This is a genomic window from Verrucomicrobiia bacterium, assembly GCA_035765895.1.
GTDB lineage: Bacteria > Verrucomicrobiota > Verrucomicrobiia > Limisphaerales > DSYF01 > DSYF01.
Window position 1 is genome coordinate 1 of record DASTWL010000047.1, and the last position, 19040, is coordinate 19040.

A 19040-nucleotide genomic window follows, 5' to 3' on the forward strand; every position below is an offset into this window, starting at 1 on the left:
CAACTCGCATGGCACTTGGGCGCGGCGCAATCGGACATCGCCTTCCTTGAGGCCGAGAACATTGATTGGGAGCACAACTTCATTTCGTTCGCGCGCAAGAAGACCGGCTCAATCGCCATCATGCGCTTCGATGAAGACGTGTCCGACGTAACGTCCGTCGAATTATCCGCGCATCTTCAGGTGAACTATCCGGCCAATAGCCGGGTATATTCGGCCAGCATCCGGGTAATGGACGGATAGCGTCCGAGCCGATGCTGGCGAATGTCCGGCACGATGTCCGCAGCCGCATTCAGTCCATGCCCACGGAATGTCCGCGCAGCATCCGCTCAACGTCCGATGAATCGTCCGGGCAATGGCCATCCATAAGTTGCATGCCGCCCTGGCAGATGGAAGGAACCAGCGTGGCGGCCTTGCAATTACCGTGTGATGTGCCGACGCGCACACCGGCGTATCTGGGTCAAGCTGGTTTTGCCACTCCTCTGTCGAAGGGAGGTTAGGCGGGGGCGAGGCGTGCGTGCGCGATGTGGGGCAACCAAGTGGCGATCCCACGGGATGCTATTTGTTGTAGAACAGGGTGCAGAAGATGACGATGGCGGTTCCTCCTTCAGTGGCAGCGCAATTACACTCCAGTAAAGGCGCAGCGGCTCCGCGGACGTCCTGGCTGCAGGTAAGAACAGGAGCAGTGTGTCGGTGAAACTGGCCACCATGCTAAACAGTGAGAGGATCAGCCCGATGGAAACGGCGGCCGGCAGGACTACCGCCAGACGGGTCCCAAACACGGCTTTCCACCAGGCAAAAGGCGTCTTAATTTTCATGTGCCGGGCCGTTTGTCTTTCATGACCTCACCCCGGCGGTGTGACGCAAGCGACAGCGGATTCGGGCGGCACTGGTTTCGCCCCCGCTTCTCAGACCCGCTTGAGCCGCAACACCAGCAACACGACTCCGCCGACGAGCATCAGCGCACCGACGACAGGCGGGATGAAATGGTTGTCGGTGGTCTCAATGTGCATCCCGAGAAAGTCGATTGGTTTGCCTGGCGTCTTAAAATGGACGCCCCGAGTAGGCGAGCACCACGATGCCAAGCGCAATCAAGATCACGGCAGCAATGGGTTTTACCTTCATAATGGTGATTCAATCCCTGTGCTTCGGACGACCGGGACTTAACTCAACCGCCGACGGCCAAACAGGAAGTCGACGAGGATCATGATGACCGCCAGCACCAGCAGGAGGTGAATGAACGAACCCATCGTGTAGCCAGTGAGCAGACCGAGCAGCCACAAGACGACCAAGACAATCGCAATGGTGTATAACATGGTTTTCTTCTTTCCATTGGCCTTGGATCACTGCCAGCGGGTGCATTTTCCGCACGCCGATGGCAATGAGGGTCAGACTGGATTTCAGTTGCCGACAATTCTCAGGTTCGTCGCCGGGGCAACGGGAGAAATCCACGCCGACACTGGCGCCGCGATCGTCATGTTGTTAATCACGCTGGTCACTCCGTTGATGTCGTTGACCAGCTTGGTGACGAGACTCTTTTCGGCGGAATTCCTGGCGATGCCGCTGACCGTAACCACGCCATCCGTCGTCTCGACCTTCGTCTTCAGGGCGCTGGTCGAGTGGTGCGACAGCAACTCCGACTTGACCTGGGCCGTAATGGAGGCGTCGTCAATCTTGTCGCCGATCGTTTCCTTCACCGGGGCTTCCGCCTTGTCAATCGTCATGTCGTTTTTCACGGATTTGACGCCTTCAACATCACTGGCGTATTCGGTGGTCAGTTCCTTTTGGGCCAGACTGGAGGCCTCGCCGCTCAGGGTGACGACGCCGTCGGCCACATTTACATCCGTTTTGGTGGCCCTCACGTTGCGATGGAACAGGAGCGTGGTTTTCACCTTCGTGCCCAGCCAGGCATCCGAATGTTCAGCGGGGCCTTCCCCTTTAACGGTCAGTTGATTGTCCACGCTGGTAACGCCGGGCAGACTTTCAACGGTGTCTTCGGCCAGCGATTTGTGGTTCGCTTCGGCAACGGTTCCGGTCAAAGTAACGGCCCCATCCTTGGACTCGGTCTTGATGGCATCGTCCTTGAGGTAGGTTTTGAACACATAGGACTTGCTGGCGGATGCCTCGATGCGGTCGTCCGTATCAGAGGCGCGCAACGAGGTGGTGGCCACCAACAGGGCGCCCGTGGCTACGAGGAGTGCGAGCGGATAGATTCGTTTCATAGGGTGCTTTGTCATTCTTTCTCTTGAGGAGTTTTGGTTTTACCGACAGATACACGCTACTCAGCGAGCCAGCCATCCGCTATGGGGTGTAACCCTACCAAGGAGCTGAACTCGAACTTCCGGCTCAAACCCGGGGGCACAGCCCGGCGGAGCCGCAACCAAAGGAGCGCGAGTCGCCGAGTCCGCCAGTGCGAGTTTCGTCCGAGTTGTCTCGCGGACTCGGCGGTCCGCGCTCCTGACAAATCCTCGCGCCGCATGGACGTGGTTATCGTGTAAAATCGCGCGGCGAGCGAAACGTGTTTACCGGCTGCTTTTGCGGTGCGACGGGTTCGTAGGGCGGATGGAGGCGCGGCGGGTTCGTTTTGTTCACATATTTGCGGAGGAGCCAGTGGCGTTGCATGGCTTCGATCAACCGCTCCAGTTCGCGCATTGAGGACTGCGTTTGCTCGACGAGGCCGGGCAGATCCTTCGCCTCGTTGGCCACGGCATCGGTGATTTCCGGGAGGCGGGTTGTGCCGGCCTGGATGTTCGCAACGGCAACATTCAGGTTGGTCACCACCCCGCGCAATTCGCCCATCGCTTCATTCGCCCGCGTCAGGAACTCCCGCGCGTCGTTGGCAATGGCGTCATTGGTGATCAACTGGCCGGCCGTGCCTTTGCCGGCCTCAACACCCGCCGCCATTTTGTCCAAGCGAATCGCGAGCTGATCCAGGTGTTGACGGGTTTCGCCCAGGTCCGCCCCCAGCTTGGTCCAGGTATCCAGTCCGCCGTTCACCTTCTTCAACACGAGCATCGCCTCGGCGCGGACTTGCTCAACGGCCGCTTCCAGCGCGCTCTGAAATTGATCTTTGCACACAATGGATGCGTTTCTTTCCGGGAGCGGTTGGCCCTCGCCGCGGCTGATTTCAAAAAACGAATCGCCCGCCACGCCAAATTTCTTTTTGACTACCGCCGACGAGTCCGCGCGCACGAACCGGAAGAAGTCGCGCCGGATGTTCGCTTTGGCTTCCATGCCGCCTTTCTCATCCACCAAAACGTCAGAAACAGTGCCCACGAGCGTGCCCAGAAAGTAAACCTCCGAGCCTTGCCGGATGCCCGCTGCCCCGGTTTCGGGCAAAACGATCCGCAACGTGACATTGCTTTTGAACCAGCGCTGGCTGCGGCCCGTCCACACCACGGCGGCGATCAGCACCGCGACCACCACGAGCACGAGCGTCCCGGTGATTTCGTTGACGTGCCGGAATTTGAAGCGATCTGCCAGCCGCCGGCTTCGGTCATCACGGGGCGAAGGTTCAGGGGCGTTAATCGTTTCGTTCATGGTCACAGGTAGGTCAGCAGTGAGACCACGGCGGAGATGACAAACAGCCCGGCGACGGAGCGGGTGAGTGCCTGTTGCGTGGCCCGCGGGATTCTCGCGTCCGACGCGCCGACCCCGAGCCCGCCGATGCAGCAAGTTGCAGCCGCGAACAGGGCGGGCAGGATGCTTTTGGCCAGGATATTGAGAATGTCCTTGGGTTGAACCGCGCCGGAAATGGTGTCCGCAAACAACAGCACATCCCGGCTGCCGGCGCCCAGCCACGCCGCGAACAGGTAACCGCTGGCGAACGCGATCAGGATGAACAGGATCGTCAGGCAAAACGCGGACGCCGCCATGCCCAGCACGCGCGGCAGGACCAGATGTGTGAATGGATCGCGGCCCTGGGCCTCCAACTCGCGCACACCGCCATTGATCTGGAGAACGCCCAGTTCGGTCGCCATCGAACTGCCGCTGCGGATGATAACGATGAGGATGATCAGCAGCGGGCCGAGTTCGCGGGCCACGACGGCCACCAACAGAGGTCCGAGCAGTTGCGATTGCCCCAGTTCGCCCGCCCAGAAAGTGAGCTGCACGACCACCGAGATGCCGACGAATACGGCCACGGCACTGACAAACCAGAGCGGTTCGACGCCAATGGCCAGCACCTGCCGCGCGAAAGCCCTCCGCACCGGGCGCACCCAGCAACGCGGTCGAAGGCACACGCACAACACGGTGCCGATCACCGCCGCCGTGTGTCGCAGCTCATCCCATTGCGCCAAAACTTCCGCGCCCAATCTGCCGGGGAGGCGCAGGGGAGAAGTCCAGAATGAGCCAACAACTTTGGACGCTTCCGTGGGCACGGTGGGCCGTGGTTATTGGGTGCCGTGCTGAATTCCCTGGCCGGCATCCTGCATATCTTCGCCGAAGCCGTGAGCCGTATGGCAGCCCGTGCTAACGAAGGCCAGCACCGCGGTGAGACAGAAAAGAACGATGATGCGTTTGAATGATGAGGTCATAATTGTTCCTTGGTTACATTGGGTTTGCTGACTGGATCAGGTTAGCCCTCCGTGTCACGCTTCACTATGGGGTAAAACCCTACCGTGGATGGGTCAGGGCAATCCGTTTGAAGCCCGCTTCGCGATCCCGGTTGGCCTGGCAGTTAACGGAACAACAGAACCAAAACGACGATGACCAGCAGGAGTCCGACGCCGCCGCCGATATAGAGCGTGCTGGCCAGTATTGGTGTGAATAATATGGGCATAGTTTTGCTTTCGTATTGAACAGCGAGGCGTTCGCCGTCCTTTTTCGAATCACGTTAAGTCGTGGGGTGGCCGTTAGCTATGGGGTGTTACCCCATCAAGAGTTTGCTCGCTTTCCGGCGAGCCGCGCCGGCCCCAAGAGCCGTTGTGTGGACAGACGATAACTGCATGAAGAGAATGCCGCGCTTGGAGTGTTCGTAATCTCCTCCGGCTTCGTTCACGGCGCGATTTTATCGCTCACCCACTGGCGCGCTTGGTCGAACCCGTCCTTCAAATCTTCATACGCTTTTCTGGAACCCGCCTTGACGCTGTCCCAGGTGGACTCGTTGGCGTTCTTGGCCTGCTCCAGTTGCTGGTTCAGTTGGGCTGCTTTTTCTCGCAGCGCCTTCAGTTTGGGAGTGGCTTCGGCTTTGACCACGTCACTAGACTTTTCAATTTTGGCGGAGAGCGCATCCAGGTCCGTGTTAATTGCGGCCAGTTGCGCCTGCATTTTTGCGGTGAACTCCGCCTTCTGGGCGAAGGTGTAATCCTTCATGTCCTCCGTTGCGGCGGTGGTCTTTTCCTGGACCTGGTCGAGTTGTTGCGTGGTGGTTGCCGGTTTGTCGCAGCCCGCCATGACAGCGGCAGCGGCGAGGGTTGTTAGGAGCATGGTTGCTTGTTTCATAAGTGTTCGTTCAACGGGGGGTTGCATTTCACTCGAACGTTACGCTACGTCCGGCGCGGGCGCCGGGCCATAGGGTGTAACCCCACCTCCCTGAGCCCCGTGCGGCAGGGCATCAGAGTTGCGCCCGGCCGGCGCAGACATCTTCCGGGCGGCGCGTGGCTGGGACATGTCCACGGAACCATGGAGCCCTTCCGCGCGGGTCAGTTCGAACCGGCGCAAAGCCAGACCAGCGCGGGAGTTGGAAGCAGCAACCGTGGCGAAGGCGTGTGGATACAGGGCGACCAGGGTTGTCAGGGTGCTTTCCTGGTCTGACGGCGTTTTTTCTGAATTCATCATCGCCCATAGTTTGGCGGAAAGGCGCTCCCAATACCATGGGGTGTTCTCCCCATGTTCACAACTCGCGCTGTGAGCGCTGCCGGGCCAACTGGGTCGTGGCCCGCCCGGCCAGCGCCGCATTACAACCCCAGCACGCGGCACGTCTTGCGGAAATGATGGCCGTAGATGGAGAGCGTGACCGCCAGCGGAAACAGCGTCGGACGCCGAAAAAAAGTCCAAAGGAGCAAACCCCAGTAGTGGAAACGCTCGCGGCCCAGGATGCCAAGCCGGATGCTTGCGTGCAGGAAGGCCATGAAATAGCGCCAGCTAAATGGCCCCGCATTTTTTGGGCGCTGATATTCGCGCAGAAATGTGCGAATCCGCTGGTAATACGGCCCGGGCGCATACAGGTATCCCATGAGACTCCGGTAGCCCGCCAGTAGCGTCTCCCGGTTCATTCGCGGAATGAAGTTGGTGGTCCCGTCCAGATTGTTGCCGGTGGTCGGACCGACCAGCCGCCCCTCGCCGTGCAATCGCTGATACAGCTTCGTGCCGGGGATGGCTTGCAGCAGGCCGACCATCGCCGTAACGATGCCGCTCGTTTGGATGAACTCGATCTGCCGCGCAAAGATCAAAGGCGTGTCGCTGTCAAAGCCCACGATGAACCCGCCCTGCACTTCCAAGCCCGCGCGCTGAATGCGTTTCACATCGGCCACCAGATCGCGCTGCTGGTTTTGCCGCTTGTGGCACTCGGCGAGACCCGCGTCCTCCGGCGTTTCGATGCCGATAAACACCTGGTTGAATCCCGCCTCCACCATCATCCGCATCAGCTCCGCATCGTCCGCCAGGTTGATGGACGCCTCAGTGAAGAACGGAGTGCCGCGCCGGCCCTGCTGCCACTGGATCAGCGCCGGCAGCAATTCCTCCCGGATCGCCCGCTTGTTGCCGATGAAATTGTCGTCCACGAAAAAGACCGCGCCGCGCCAGCCCGCCCGACGCAGTCCGTCCAGCTCGGCGATTACCTGGGCCGTCGTCTTCGTGCGCGGTCGATGGCCAAACATCGCCGTGACGTTGCAAAACTCGCAGTCAAACGGACAGCCACGCGAAAATTGCACGCTCATCGAGGCATAACGCCGCAGGTCCGCCAGCTCCCACAAGGGCGCAGGCGTCTGACGGATATCGGGGAATGCGAGGGAGGAATACACGCGCCGCGCCGTGCCCCGCTCGAAGTCGCGCAGAAACTCCGGCAGCGTCACCTCCGCCTCGTTCAACACGAAATGGTCAACGTCGGGAAATTGTTCGTGGCCCAGGGTGAAGAGCGGCCCGCCCGCCACAATGGTTTTGCCGGCCGCGTGGCAACGAGCGATGAGTTCATGCACCGAGTTTTGTTGGGCGATCATTCCGCTGATGAACACCACGTCTGCCCAGGCCAGATCTCGCGTGCGCAGGTGCCGCACGTTGACATCCACCAGACGCTTTTCCCAATCCGGCGGGAGCATCGCCGCCACAGTCAACAGCCCCAAGGGCGGCAGCGACGCTTTCTTGCGGATGAATTTCAGCGCGTGCTTGAAACTCCAGAACGTGTCCGGGAATTCCGGGTATAGCAGCAGGACGTTCATCCGTTGGGGAATATATGTCAAACAGACTGTGCGGGGCACATGGGGTGTTTACCCCATGGGCAAGTTGTTGGATTTACCCAATAACTATGCTGAGTGCCGGTGCGCCATGGAGCGCACCTGAATATGGCGCCCGATGGCCACCGGGCAGGGACGCAGCGTTTATGCCGCTTCAGCCCGACGTCGCCCGCAGTTCAGCCTGTTTTCCGGTCTGCCAACGGACGGTGAAGCGGCCTGAATGCCGCGCATAAGGGCCCCTGTCAGGATGCGCGCGCATTTGATTTGACCTGCGGCTTTTCGGTTGAGGTCGTCAGGGCCAAGGCGCAAGCTGGTTTTACCGCGATGAAGACTCGCCCCGCACGGTGCCACCGAATGGGCAGCCAACGGCAGAATCAGACTTTGCGAACGGACCCATGGGAAACATGAAACTGAAATCTGGACCAAATCTCCGACCCAAACGCCTGGCCCGCGCGGCCAGCCGAATCAAGGCAGCCCGCGAGCCCGGCACCCCGTTTCCCATCGTCGGCATCGGCGCCTCCGCCGGGGGGCTGGAAGCCTTGGAACAATTTCTCACCCATGTGCCGGCCCGCAGTGGCATGGCGTTTGTCATCGTCCAGCATCTGGACCCCACGCACAAGGGCATCATGCCGGAACTGTTGCAGCGCGGCACGGGCATGAAGGTCGTGCAGGTGAAGGACCGCACCCGGGTGCAGCCGGATTGCGTCTATGTGATTCCGCCGAACAAGGACATGTCCATCCTGCACGGCGTTTTGCATCTGCTCGCCCCGGCAGCCCCGCGCGGGCTGCGTCTGCCGATTGATTTTTTCCTCCGCTCGCTGGCGCAGGACCAGCAGGAGCACAGCATCGGCGTGATTCTTTCCGGCATGGGGTCGGATGGCACGCTGGGCCTGCGCGCCATCAAGGAGAAGGCGGGCGTGGTGCTGGTGCAGGATCCGGCGACGGCCAAATTCGACGGCATGCCGCGCAGCGCCATTGACGCCGGGCTGGCGGATATTGTGGCTCCGGCGGACGAACTGCCGGCGAAACTCACCGGTTATCTTGACCGCACGCCCCTGATCTCCAAGACGGAGCCGTCCTTGGAAGACAAGACGCAAACCGGCCTGGAAAAAGCCGTCATCCTGCTGCGCGCCCACACCGGCCAGGATTTTTCCCTCTACAAGCGGAACACCCTCTATCGCCGGATCGAGCGGCGCATGGGCATTCACCAGATCGGCAAGATGTCCACCTATGTGCGCTACTTGCAGGCGAATTCACAGGAGCTGGACCTGCTCTTCAAGGAATTATTGATCGGCGTGACGAATTTTTTCCGCGATCCCGACGTCTGGGACCAGATGCGGGAACACGCCATCCCGGCGCTGCTCGCAAGCCGTCCATCCGGTCAGGCGCTGCGGGCGTGGGTGCCCGGCTGCTCCACCGGGGAGGAAGCCTATTCCCTGGCCATCGTGCTCAAGGAGGCGGTTGAGGTGGCCAAACCCAAACGACAGTTCACGATTCAGATCTTTGCCACCGACCTGGACCGCGACGCGATTGACAAGGCCCGCCAGGGATTTTTCCCCGAGAACATCGCCGCCGACGTGTCGCCGGAACGCTTGAAGCGCTTCTTCATCAAGGAAGACCACGGCTACCGCGTGCGCAAGGAAATCCGCGAGATGGTGATTTTCGCCCCGCAGAATCTCATCATGGACCCGCCGTTCACCAAGCTGGACATTTTAAGCTGCCGCAATTTGCTGATCTACCTGGCTCCGGAGGTGCAGAAGAAACTGATTCCGCTCTTTCATTACAGCCTCGCGCCCGGCGGCATTTTATTGCTGGGCAGCGCGGAAACCGTGGGCGGCAACGGCGCCCTGTTTGCCCCGCTCCACGGCAAATCGCGCATCTATCGGCGAACGGAATCCGTCCTGCGGCCCGAGCCGGTCGAGTTTCCCTCGTCTTTCAGCGTCAGCCCGACCGTCGGTGCCGAGGCGCGCCCGGTTCCCAAGCCGCCCGCCAGTCTCCAGGCCCTGGCGGATCAACTGGTGTTGCAGCATTACGCCCCGCCGGCGGTGCTCGTCAATGACAGCGGCGACATCTTTTACGTCAGCGGCCGCACCGGCAAATATCTCGAACCCGCCGCCGGCAAGGCCAACTGGAACATCTTTGTCATGGCCCGTGAAAGCCTGCGCTATGAACTCTCCAGCGCTTTCCAGAAAGTGCTCCGGCAAGAAGAAAAAGTGGAGCTCCATGGACTCAAGGTCGAAACCAATGGCGGAACCCAGTGCGTGAATGTCACCGTTCAGCGGCTTAATGGGGCCGGCCCGCTGCACGGGCTGGTGATGATTGTCTTTACCGACGTGGCCGCGCCCGTGGCCGATAAAACGCCGGGCCGTCCGGCTTCGCCGCCCGCCCGCCATGCGCGGTTGCGGGAAGTGGAACAGGAGCTGTTGCGCGTGCGCGCCGAGGCGCGCAACACCCACGAGGAAATGCAGACCTCGCAGGAGGAATTCCGCTCCGCCAACGAGGAGCTGCAGTCCACCAATGAAGAACTCCAGTCCACCAACGAGGAACTCACCACCTCGAAGGAGGAGATGCAGTCGCTGAACGAGGAATTGCAGACGGTCAACACCGAGCTGCAGGCCAAGGTGGACGAACTGTCGCGGGCGAGCAACGACATGAAAAACCTGCTCGACAGCACGGACATCGCCACCCTGTTTCTGGACAAGGATCTCAACGTGCGGCGGTTCACCCCGCAGGCGACGAAAATCATCAAACTCATCCCGGCCGACGTCGGGCGCCCCATTACCGACCTGGCCACGGACCTGCGCTATCCGGAACTGGCCGATGACGCGCGGGAGGTGCTGCGCAAACTGACCGCCGCGGAAAAACCGATTGGCGCACGAGACGGACGCTGGTTCACCGTGCGCATCATGCCCTACCGCACGCAGGACGACCGGATAGACGGCGTGGTGATCACCTTTACGAACATCACGGCGTCCCGGACACTGGAAGCGCAATTGCGGGAAAAGAACGACCAGCTCTTAAATCCGAACCGGGGCGAAACAATCACACGAAAAAAGCCGTCAAAAAACGGCCAAACCAAAACGGCGCGGCGGCGCCGGAGAAATTCTCAAGGGGGATGAAACATGAAAAAGCAATCCCAGCCCATCGCGCCGGAAGGCTCGCCCGAGGCCGCCAAACTGCGGCAGCGTGCCGAAAAACGCCTGCAAGCGCGGCATTTGGAAGCAGGGCCGGCCCGGACCGAAGCCGACACGCAACGACTGATCCATGAATTGCAGGTTCACCAGATCGAGCTGGAGATGCAGAAGGATGAACTCCAGCAGGCGCGGAACGAGCTGGAGGCGGGGCTGGAAAAATACCGGGACCTCTATGATTTCGCCCCGGTGGGTTATCTGACGCTCGATTGCGAGGGAACGATCCAGGAGGCGAACCTCGCGGCGGCCAGCCTGCTGGGAATTCCCCGCTCCCGTTTGCTCCAGCAACGTTTCGGACATTATGTGTCCGCGTCCGACCGACACGCATTCAGCGACTTTCTCACGCGGATTTATTTGCACCAGACCCGGGAATCCTGCGAGCTGCATCTGCTCAAGGACGGACGCCCCGCAATCGAAGTGCGGATGGACGCGGCGGCGACAAGCAGACAGGAATGCCGGGTGGTTTTGGAGGATCTCACCGAACACAAACGGGCCGAGGCGGACCGGCTCATCCTGAACAAACTGGAGTCCACCGGCATCCTGGCGGGGGGCATTGCGCACGATTTCAACAACCTGCTCACGGTGATCCTGCTGGATCTGGAGCTGGCTCTGGAATCCACCGCCTCGGACATGAAGTTGACGGAACTGTTGGAGGAGGCAAAGAAGGCTGGCTGGGCTGCCCGTGGTCTGACCCAGCAGTTGATCACCTTTGCCAATGGCGGCGCGCCGGTTCGTCAGCCGGTCCATCTGGCCGGGCTGATTCAGGAAGCCAGCCAGGCGGCATTGAGCGGTTCCACGGTGCGATGCAATTTTTCTCTGCCCGACAATCTCCGGCCCGTGAATGTGGACGCGGGACAGATCGCACAGGTCATGCGCAATCTGGTTCAGAACGCGCGCGAAGCAATGCCCAATGGCGGCGTGGTTTCCGTCCGGGCGGAGAATGTCGTTCGCAAAGCCCGCGAAGAACCCGCGCTGCCGCCGGGTGAGTATGTGCGGGTGAGCATTGCCGACCAGGGCGACGGCATCGGGAAAGACGTCCTGCCGAAAATTTTTGATCCCTACTTCTCGACGAAAGTAAAGGGCAGTCAGAAGGGCATGGGGCTGGGCCTGACGATCTGCCATTCGATCGTTCGAAAACATAATGGCGCGATCACCGTGAAGTCCGAAATCGGAGCCGGCACCACCATTCACCTCTTGCTTCCAATTTCCCGCCCGCAGCCGGGACCGGAGCCGGCGAAAAAACACTCAAACCAGCAGGCCCCCAACGACCCGCGAAAATCCTGGTGATGGATGACGAGGAATCATTGCGGAAAGCGGTTGGGGCGATGCTCCAACAGATGGGTCATACGGTGGAACAGGCGGCGGAGGGCGGGATGGCCATCCAAGCTTACCAAGCCGCCAAACGTGGGGAAAATTCGTTTGACGTGGTGCTGCTGGATTTGACGGTGCAGGGAGGCGTTGGTGGCCTGGAAACACTCCAGGCGCTGCTCCGGTTTGACCCGGCGGTGCAGGCCATTGTCATGACCGGTTATTCCCATGATCCCGTGCTGCTCAATCCCAAATCCCATGGTTTTAAGGCCGGCCTGGCCAAACCCTTCAACCGCGAACAGCTCCAGAAAATACTGGTCGAAATTATTCCCGACCGTCCCGCGCCATGAAGAAAAAAGCGGACACAACCCTGCCCGCCGCCCAACTGCGGCGACGGGCCGAAGCCCGCTTGCGGAAACGGAAGCGCCTTCAGCGGTCCGGGATGGGCGCGCCAAAAACAGCCGCCGATTCGCAACGGCTGCAACACGAATTACAGGTTCACCAGGTGGAGCTGGAGATGCAGAATGCCGAGTTGCAGCAGGCCCGGGACCGGATGGAGCCGCTGCTCGAAAAATTCACCGACCTCTACGACTTCGCGCCCGTCGGTTATTTTTCCCTGAACGAGCAGGGCCGGATACAGGAGGTCAACCTGACCGGGGCCGTCCTGCTCGGCGTGGAACGTTCGCGGCTGCTCCATCAGCCTTTGCAGCGTTTTATTGACCGGCCGACCCGGCGGGTTTTTCTGACCTTCCTGGAACGAACCTTCGCCGGCAACGGAAAACAGGTTTGCGAGGCGAAGCTGCTGAAAGAAGGCGGGTCCGCTTTCTGGGCCGACTTTCACGCCATGCCCGCGCTTTCACTTACGGCCCAGCCGAAACGGTGCCGGGTGGCGGTTTCCGACATCACCCCCCTCAAGCGGGCGGAGGAAGCGCAACGGCGCATGGAGGCGCTCGCGGCCAAGAATCTGGAGTTGCGTCGGGAAATTCTCCGGCGCGAGAAGTTGCAGAAGGCTCTCTGCGTCAGTGAACGGCATCTGGGCCGGCTGCTGGAGCAGTCACGTTCCACGGCGGAACAGTTGCGGCAACTTTCCCATCAAATCTTGCACGCCCAGGAGGAGGAGCGGAAGCGCATCAGCCGGGAGTTGCATGATGAAATCACCCAGACCCTGATCCTCATCAATGTGCACCTGCAAAATCTGTCCCAAAAGGCCCGGATCAATCCGGCGATGCTCAAGAAGGAAATAACCCGCACGCAGGAACTGGTGGAACATTCAGTAGAGATCGTGCATGAGTTCGCCCGGGAACTGCGGCCGGCGGCCTTGGACGACTTGGGGCTGATTGCCACCCTTCACGATTTTCTAAAAGATTTTACAAAACGAACGGGCATCCGCGTTCATTTAACCACCTTCACCAACCGCCGGATTCGCGGCATGGACAACGCCTTGCGCACGGTATTTTACCGCGTCGCCCAGGAAGCGTTGACCAATGTGGTCCAACATGCGAATGCCAGCCGGGTGGATGTGCGCATTAAAAAAATTCCCCGGGCCATTCAAATGGAAATCACCGACAACGGTAAAGCCTTCAAGGTGGAGCGGGTGTTGCACCGCAAACGAAACCAGCGCCTGGGGCTGGTCGGCATGCGGGAACGGGTGGAAATGGTCGGCGGCCGGTTTGAAATCGAATCCCAGCCCGGCAAAGGCACCACCATTATCGCCCGGGTCCCTTTGGGAAAAATCCGGGGGGGGCGCAAATTCAGTCCGTTGAAATCCAAGCTTGAATTTGTATGAAGCGAATGACTTTTCGACTGGCGCTGCTCGCCGCCATTTGCGGCAGGGTCTGCGCCGCATCGGTTGAGACCAACTCCGCCGCGCCTGAGCGCATTCTCCTGATTGATCCCAGTTCCATGCCAGTGGCCGCAGGCAAAGCCACGCTGACCATCGGTCCGCTTCAGCGCGCGAACGGCGTTTACGCGGGCGATTACCAGTTCAAGGTGATTCCCTATTTTTGGAAAAACGAAACGGGCCGGCTGCCCATCGCCGTTTCGGATGCGAAACTGGCCGAGATCGGCCAGGGCAAGACCGTTGCGATCACCGGGACCGCCGTCACCAGCGGCGAGGACGGCAAGAGTCGGCCCATTGCCGCCACCGCCACGCCGGTTGATCCCGACCACGGAAAGCTCAAGCTGTGGTTCACGGCGGGAAAAAGGAAAATGCTTTTCGAGCCGGCCTATCAATTTGTCGGCCAAAAGATTACCGGGGATCTGGCGGAGACACACCAACTTTGAATGATTATGAAAAAAATCACCATTCTGCTCGCGGAAGACCACACCATCGTGCGCGAAGGATTTCGCCGGATGCTGGAACTGGAAAGTGACCTGGCCGTGGTGGGCGAGGCGGCCGACGGCCGGACGGCAATCAATCTCGCCAAAGAACTCAGGCCCGACGTGGTGTTGATGGACATCGCCATGCCGCGGCTCAATGGTTTGGAGGCCACGCGACAGTTGCTCAAGATCATCCCCGCCACCAAGGTCATCGTTCTCTCCGCGCACGGGGATGATTCGTATGTTCAGGAAGCCACCGCGGTCGGGGCCGTGGGTTTTTTGCTCAAACAATCCTCCGCCCACGAGGTGTGCCAGGCGATCCGCGCGGTGCAAAAGGGGAAAATCTTTTTCAGTCCCGCCATTTCCAAACGGCGAAAAAATCTCCAGGCGCAATCCCCGGGCCGCCCCGGGGAGTTCAACCTGAAAACGATCAAACTCACGGCGCGCGAGATGGAAGTGCTGCAGCTCATCGCCGAAGGCAAGGCCAACAAGGAGACGGCCGCGGAACTTGGCATCGGCATGAAGACGGTGGAAAAGCATCGGGAGCATCTCATGCGCAAGCTGGACATCCACGACACCGCCGGCCTCACCCGCTACGCCATCAGCGCCGGCATCATCGAGAGCAGCGTGCAGGTGACAATTATTTAGCCAACGAAGCAGCAGGAACAACGGCATTTCGCGTGCCGAGCGGGCACAGTAGGGTTTCACCCCATGGCGTCCCGCGGGTTGGCATGGAAGTGTGCAACACGTTGAGCGCCGCAGCTCCTTGCGTAAAACCATTTCAGGGAGCTGCACGGCTCGTGCGATATTCGCCCATGCAAGTATTCTTTGCCCGATGGAAGGTCGCGTTCCTGACTGGACTGGCCGTGATTCTGCCAGCGGCGGTTTCCGTCGCAATCGTCATCTGGATGTTTGGCGTCGTGTCCCACTTCACCAATACCTTGCTCGTCTTTGTGCCGTCAGCTTGGATGCAGACACGGGAGGGCGTGGGGCTGCTCTATTGGAACTTGCTGGCACTGGCAGCAGCGATTCTGCTGATCAGCCTGGCGGGCGGGATTGCGCGCTACTATTTCGGCCGGAAGTTGATCCAATTGGTGGACAGGATTCTCCTGCGCGTGCCCCTCTTCAACAAACTTTACCGTTTGATGAAACGTGTGAATGAAGCGCTGACCGCCAATCAGGCCAATACTTTCAAACAGGTGGTGCTGGTGGAATTCCCGCGCCCGGGCCTCTACGCCCTTGGATTCCTCACCAGCATGCACAATGACGAAATGCGGGCCCGAAGCCACAAGCCCCTGGTCAGTGTGTTCGTGCCCGCACCACCTCTTACCAGTGGGTCCGTTGTCCTGGTGCCGGAGGCGGATGTCATCAAACTCGAAATGTCCGTGCCGGAGGGCATCAAATTCATCATGAGCTTGGGAGCGGTGTCGCCATCGTATGGCGATGCCTTTCAGGGCAAGGAAGGAAACCGCCCAGCTACAGGTGTAAGTGTGCCAGCCCCCGCGCTCTTGGAACCCCAGACCCGTTGAGGAAAAATCATCATGACCAACACGCTGATGACCCACCTAAACTTCCTCTGGGCCGGTCTCCGGCAACATGGGCAGACTGGGGGCCTCGTTCCCTCCCAGCGATTTCTCATCGCCAGAATGATTGCTCCGGTCGCAAAAAATTATTACGGGGAAATCATTGAGTTGGGATCGGGCAGTGGCGCGCTCACCTTGCAGCTGGCCCGTCGCTGTCCCCGGGCGCGCATCCTCGCCTCCGAAATAAACCCAACGTTGGCGCGTGATTGCCGGCGAAATCTGACGCGTGCGGGCCGTGCTGATCAGGTTGAAGTGGTCTGCATTCCGGCCGAACGCCTGCTCACAGAGCTGGGGCGGCGCAGAGCCGCGCCCGCTGACTTCATCATTTCAGGGATCGCCCTTGGAAACCTCAGCAAGCAGAGGGCGGCAAGCTTGCTCGACGCCATCCGCCAAAATCTTGGTGCGGATGGGATGTTCATTCAATTTCAACACTCGCTGCTGGACCGGAAAAACATCCAGGCCAGATTCCCGAACACCCGCACCGTGCCCGTGTGGCTGAACTTCCCGCCGGCATTCATCTATTTCGCGCAGCCGTAGTGCCTGCCGCCCCGAGGGGACCGCATGGTTAGCACCCCAACCACGACGCAAGGAACATTCGGGCTTGGCGCGGGCAACGATCCTGTGCCAGTTCAACGACGAGCGGAAGGGAAGCTTTAGGCCGGCGTGTCAATAGTGTTCCGTTCGAACCCGATGGTTAGCGTGGTCCTGTGGCTCCAGTCCCAGTCACGGGTGGCACACCGTGACCTCATGGGCGCGGTGACGACCCCGATTATGAGACTGTTCATTTGAGACTTGGCTCCGCAGCCCGCTCCGACTCCACAAATTAAAGCTTCTCTCTGGCCGCGCGGGAAATTTCGCGTGCATCCACGTCGGCCTTTTTGTGTTGGTTTCACAAGAATCCCTCTAAACGCCATCGCTTCAAAAGCCCAATAAAAGCGGCCTTCGTCTTTCGGCCATGTTTCTTATGAACTGCAAGCAAGGAAATTCGCACCAGACAGACTCAATGACTGGGTAATACACCCCATGGTAGAACCACTTCGCTTCTGCTTTGGTTGTGCGCATGAAAGCCAAACTTGCAGCAGCATACGAAGCTCCCCGCGCGCCCAGCCAGTCCCTCCCCACCCCTCATTATCGCATTCTGTTGGTGGAGGACGACGAGGACATCCGGCGGCTCAACACCGAAGTGCTGATCCGCCACGGTTATCAGGTGGATGCCGCCGAGGATGGAGCTGTTGCCTGGGATGCGTTGCAATCGAACAGTTATAATTTGATGGTTACTGACAACGCGATGCCGAAGGTGACAGGCTTGGAGTTGCTGAAGAAGCTGCATGGCGCCCGGATGGCCCTCCCGGTCATCATGGCAACGGGGACACTGCCGACGGCGGAATTCATCTGCTCCCCCTGGCTGCAGCCCACGGCCACGATGTTCAAGCCCTACACGCTGGACGAGTTGGTGGGAACCGTGCAAGAGGTGTTGCGCGCCACCGAGGATGCCTGCGAGCGACCGGCACAACCGCCCATCCAACCCACGGTTTGATCCGCCAATCCATGGATTTATCAAACGATTTTGACCTGCCGGATTTCACTGCTTACGCCCGGTCGGCACGGCCGATGCAGCCGCGAACCGCCGGGCGGTGGTTGCCATACTCAACGAGTATAAGGCAGGCGTGCTGCATACTTTCCGCGACGAACCGGCAGAGGTTCTTAAGCTCGTTCAGTTGGCGATCAATGAGGCCGAGGGCCTCGCCTGGTCCACACCCAATGCTAATTTGATGTTTCCTTCCCTCGTTCAAGAGAAAATCCAGTCCAGCCAGCGATGGGCCGAGCACCAGCATTGGGCCAGTCCCGGACTTCATCCGGGCACCCACGTCAACAAGTCTCTTGATGTGATGCGGCGAGCAAAGCCGCCTATAGGGAGAACACCCCATGGCTCCCGAAACATTTCCCGTTCACTCTCATGCCTTCAATAACCGGGGTATTCACCCAATTTCAATTTCCTCTGCGGCGTGTCGCCGCAGAGGAGCAAGAACGGAAACAAGAACAGAATAAAACGCATATGAAAAACAGGATCCCACAACGTAACGGAACAGCGATGATGAAAATCTTCATCATCGGCATGTCGCTTGGTCTCGCAGTCATCGCGCCCGCGGCCATCATTCCATTTGACCTCTCGCCCGCCGGCTCGGGCGCGGCCGTCGGGTTGAGCCCCCTCAATGAAGTGCCCGCCGTCACCAACAGCGCCGGCAGCGGTGGTGAGATTTTTGGCGGCATCAGTTTTGATACCGACACCGCCTTGCTGTCGCTGGCCGTGGGCTATGGTTCCGCGGCAGGCTTCACCAACCTGACGGGGGTGGCCACGGCCATGCACATTCACGGTCCTGCCGGACCAGGAACCAACGCGGGTGTGGTCATAAACCTTGCCCCGCTCTCGTTCACGGCAGCAGATCCGACCAACGGTGGCATCATTTTTGGAACGGTGCCGGTGCCGACGAACGAAGTTGCCAATCTGCTCGCGGGGTTGAGCTACCTCAACATCCACACGGCCACCAATTCGGCCGGGGAACTTCGGGCACAATTAATCCCCAAGTCGGGGAGCCCTCCGGTTGTTTCCTGCCCCGAGCCGGTGACGGTCGAGTGCGGCAGTGTCACCACGGTCACGGTGCAGGTTTCCGATCCTGACAACGACGCATTGCAGGTGGTCTGGTCGGTGAACGGTGCTTCTCTTCAGACCAACGAGCTGGCGGCGGGGTCCACTGCTGCGCCGGTGGCGGTTTCATTCGCTGCCCAATATCAACTGGGCACGAACCTCGTCTCGGTGGCGGTCACCGACTCGACGAATCACTCGGCGGAGTGTTCTGCCACCGTCACCGTGGTGGACACAACCCCGCCGGTCATTACGGTGTTGACGGCAAGCCCATCCACTCTCTGGCCGCCCAATCACAAGATGGTCTCCATTCAGCTTGCGGCTACGGTCACGGATCTATGCGGTGACACGACCTGGAAAATCACCTCCATCACCAGCAGCGAGCCGGCGGATGCCAAGGGCAGCGGCAATACCTCCCCCGATTGGGAAATCACGGGAGATCATACCGCGAAGTTGCGCGCGGAACGCTCCGGCATTACTGGTTCGCGCGTTTACAACCTCACGGTGGAAGCCGTCGATGCTTCAGGAAATGTCTCCCTGCCGAAAACAGTGATCGTGACCGTGCCGCACAACTCGCGGTAACCAGCGCCGGTATTAAGCATGAGTT

The 19040-nt window shown here is 60.0% G+C and carries 18 protein-coding genes; 11 read left to right on the forward strand and 7 right to left on the reverse strand.

Annotation, left to right across the window (positions count from 1 at the left end; genetic code table 11):
• Positions 1–240: hypothetical protein (locus VFV96_09860; protein ID HEU5070701.1), on the forward strand; the 240-nt coding region annotated here is incomplete at its 5' end.
• Positions 241–1160: 920 nt separating this feature from the next.
• Here VFV96_09860 and VFV96_09865 read toward each other — a convergent pair.
• The 7 genes from VFV96_09865 to VFV96_09895 all read right to left on the reverse strand — a co-directional run bounded on the left by VFV96_09865 (position 1161) and on the right by VFV96_09895 (position 7373).
• The gene (locus tag VFV96_09865; GenBank protein ID HEU5070702.1) at positions 1161–1313 is read right to left on the reverse strand and encodes a lmo0937 family membrane protein; all 153 of its coding nucleotides are present in this window, start codon (positions 1311–1313) and stop codon (positions 1161–1163) included.
• An 84-nt stretch (positions 1314–1397) separates the two neighbouring features.
• Entirely contained in the window at positions 1398–2219 is an 822-nt protein-coding gene (locus VFV96_09870; protein HEU5070703.1) for a BON domain-containing protein, read from the reverse strand.
• Positions 2220–2484: 265 nt separating this feature from the next.
• Positions 2485–3537 (reverse strand): MlaD family protein, encoded by a 1053-nt coding sequence (locus tag VFV96_09875; GenBank protein HEU5070704.1) that lies wholly within the window; start codon positions 3535–3537, stop codon positions 2485–2487.
• Positions 3538–3539: 2 nt separating this feature from the next.
• Positions 3540–4295: an ABC transporter permease gene (locus tag VFV96_09880; protein HEU5070705.1), complete on the reverse strand. Its 756-nt coding sequence runs from the start codon at positions 4293–4295 to the stop codon at positions 3540–3542.
• Between the two features lie 93 nt (positions 4296–4388).
• Entirely contained in the window at positions 4389–4532 is a 144-nt protein-coding gene (locus VFV96_09885; GenBank protein ID HEU5070706.1) for an entericidin A/B family lipoprotein, read from the reverse strand.
• Positions 4533–4992: 460 nt separating this feature from the next.
• Positions 4993–5439 (reverse strand): hypothetical protein, encoded by a 447-nt coding sequence (locus tag VFV96_09890; protein ID HEU5070707.1) that lies wholly within the window; start codon positions 5437–5439, stop codon positions 4993–4995.
• 455 nt (positions 5440–5894) lie between these two features.
• Positions 5895–7373, reverse strand: coding sequence for a DUF4070 domain-containing protein (locus tag VFV96_09895; GenBank protein HEU5070708.1), 1479 nt, complete (start codon positions 7371–7373; stop codon positions 5895–5897).
• Positions 7374–7792: 419 nt separating this feature from the next.
• On the opposite strand from VFV96_09895, the gene VFV96_09900 reads away from it, so the two are divergent.
• The 10 genes from VFV96_09900 (at position 7793) to VFV96_09945 (ending at position 19015) form a co-directional block, all read left to right on the forward strand.
• Positions 7793–10507 carry a chemotaxis protein CheB gene (locus VFV96_09900; protein HEU5070709.1) on the forward strand — a complete coding sequence of 905 codons (2715 nt, stop codon included), beginning with the start codon at positions 7793–7795 and terminating at the stop codon, positions 10505–10507.
• A 3-nt stretch (positions 10508–10510) separates the two neighbouring features.
• The gene (locus VFV96_09905; protein ID HEU5070710.1) at positions 10511–11866 is read left to right on the forward strand and encodes an ATP-binding protein; all 1356 of its coding nucleotides are present in this window, start codon (positions 10511–10513) and stop codon (positions 11864–11866) included.
• Positions 11866–12237, forward strand: coding sequence for a response regulator (locus tag VFV96_09910; protein ID HEU5070711.1), 372 nt, complete (start codon positions 11866–11868; stop codon positions 12235–12237). Before VFV96_09905 ends, VFV96_09910 begins: the two co-directional genes overlap by 1 nt.
• The gene (locus tag VFV96_09915) at positions 12234–13673 is read left to right on the forward strand and encodes an ATP-binding protein (GenBank protein ID HEU5070712.1); all 1440 of its coding nucleotides are present in this window, start codon (positions 12234–12236) and stop codon (positions 13671–13673) included. The genes VFV96_09910 and VFV96_09915 overlap by 4 nt, the downstream gene beginning before the upstream one ends.
• 5 nt (positions 13674–13678) lie before the next feature.
• Positions 13679–14170 carry a hypothetical protein gene (locus tag VFV96_09920; protein HEU5070713.1) on the forward strand — a complete coding sequence of 164 codons (492 nt, stop codon included), beginning with the start codon at positions 13679–13681 and terminating at the stop codon, positions 14168–14170.
• Between the two features lie 6 nt (positions 14171–14176).
• Entirely contained in the window at positions 14177–14854 is a 678-nt protein-coding gene (locus tag VFV96_09925; protein ID HEU5070714.1) for a response regulator transcription factor, read from the forward strand.
• A gap of 167 nt (positions 14855–15021) precedes the next feature.
• Complete coding sequence (locus VFV96_09930) at positions 15022–15735, forward strand: DUF502 domain-containing protein (protein ID HEU5070715.1); 714 nt, start codon at positions 15022–15024, stop codon at positions 15733–15735.
• Positions 15736–15747: 12 nt separating this feature from the next.
• Complete coding sequence (locus VFV96_09935) at positions 15748–16326, forward strand: L-histidine N(alpha)-methyltransferase (protein HEU5070716.1); 579 nt, start codon at positions 15748–15750, stop codon at positions 16324–16326.
• A 523-nt stretch (positions 16327–16849) separates the two neighbouring features.
• The gene (locus VFV96_09940) at positions 16850–17326 is read left to right on the forward strand and encodes a response regulator (protein HEU5070717.1); all 477 of its coding nucleotides are present in this window, start codon (positions 16850–16852) and stop codon (positions 17324–17326) included.
• Positions 17327–17881: 555 nt separating this feature from the next.
• Complete coding sequence (locus VFV96_09945; GenBank protein HEU5070718.1) at positions 17882–19015, forward strand: CHRD domain-containing protein; 1134 nt, start codon at positions 17882–17884, stop codon at positions 19013–19015.
• The last annotated feature ends 25 nt before the right edge of the window (positions 19016–19040 follow it).

Excerpts from the sequence above, each read along its gene's own strand:
- VFV96_09865 (HEU5070702.1), bottom strand. The coding sequence starts at position 1,313 with ATGTTATACACCATTGCGATTGTCTTGGTCGTCTTGTGGCTGCTCGGT.
- VFV96_09870 (HEU5070703.1), bottom strand. The coding sequence starts at position 2,219 with ATGAAACGAATCTATCCGCTCGCACTCCTCGTAGCCACGGGCGCCCTG.
- VFV96_09875 (HEU5070704.1), bottom strand. The coding sequence starts at position 3,537 with ATGAACGAAACGATTAACGCCCCTGAACCTTCGCCCCGTGATGACCGA.
- VFV96_09885 (HEU5070706.1), bottom strand. The coding sequence starts at position 4,532 with ATGACCTCATCATTCAAACGCATCATCGTTCTTTTCTGTCTCACCGCG.
- VFV96_09890 (HEU5070707.1), bottom strand. The coding sequence starts at position 5,439 with ATGAAACAAGCAACCATGCTCCTAACAACCCTCGCCGCTGCCGCTGTC.
- VFV96_09895 (HEU5070708.1), bottom strand. The coding sequence starts at position 7,373 with ATGAACGTCCTGCTGCTATACCCGGAATTCCCGGACACGTTCTGGAGT.
- VFV96_09900 (HEU5070709.1), top strand. The coding sequence starts at position 7,793 with ATGAAACTGAAATCTGGACCAAATCTCCGACCCAAACGCCTGGCCCGC.
- VFV96_09905 (HEU5070710.1), top strand. The coding sequence starts at position 10,511 with ATGAAAAAGCAATCCCAGCCCATCGCGCCGGAAGGCTCGCCCGAGGCC.
- VFV96_09910 (HEU5070711.1), top strand. The coding sequence starts at position 11,866 with ATGGATGACGAGGAATCATTGCGGAAAGCGGTTGGGGCGATGCTCCAA.
- VFV96_09915 (HEU5070712.1), top strand. The coding sequence starts at position 12,234 with ATGAAGAAAAAAGCGGACACAACCCTGCCCGCCGCCCAACTGCGGCGA.
- VFV96_09920 (HEU5070713.1), top strand. The coding sequence starts at position 13,679 with ATGACTTTTCGACTGGCGCTGCTCGCCGCCATTTGCGGCAGGGTCTGC.
- VFV96_09925 (HEU5070714.1), top strand. The coding sequence starts at position 14,177 with ATGAAAAAAATCACCATTCTGCTCGCGGAAGACCACACCATCGTGCGC.
- VFV96_09930 (HEU5070715.1), top strand. The coding sequence starts at position 15,022 with ATGCAAGTATTCTTTGCCCGATGGAAGGTCGCGTTCCTGACTGGACTG.
- VFV96_09935 (HEU5070716.1), top strand. The coding sequence starts at position 15,748 with ATGACCAACACGCTGATGACCCACCTAAACTTCCTCTGGGCCGGTCTC.
- VFV96_09940 (HEU5070717.1), top strand. The coding sequence starts at position 16,850 with ATGAAAGCCAAACTTGCAGCAGCATACGAAGCTCCCCGCGCGCCCAGC.
- VFV96_09945 (HEU5070718.1), top strand. The coding sequence starts at position 17,882 with ATGATGAAAATCTTCATCATCGGCATGTCGCTTGGTCTCGCAGTCATC.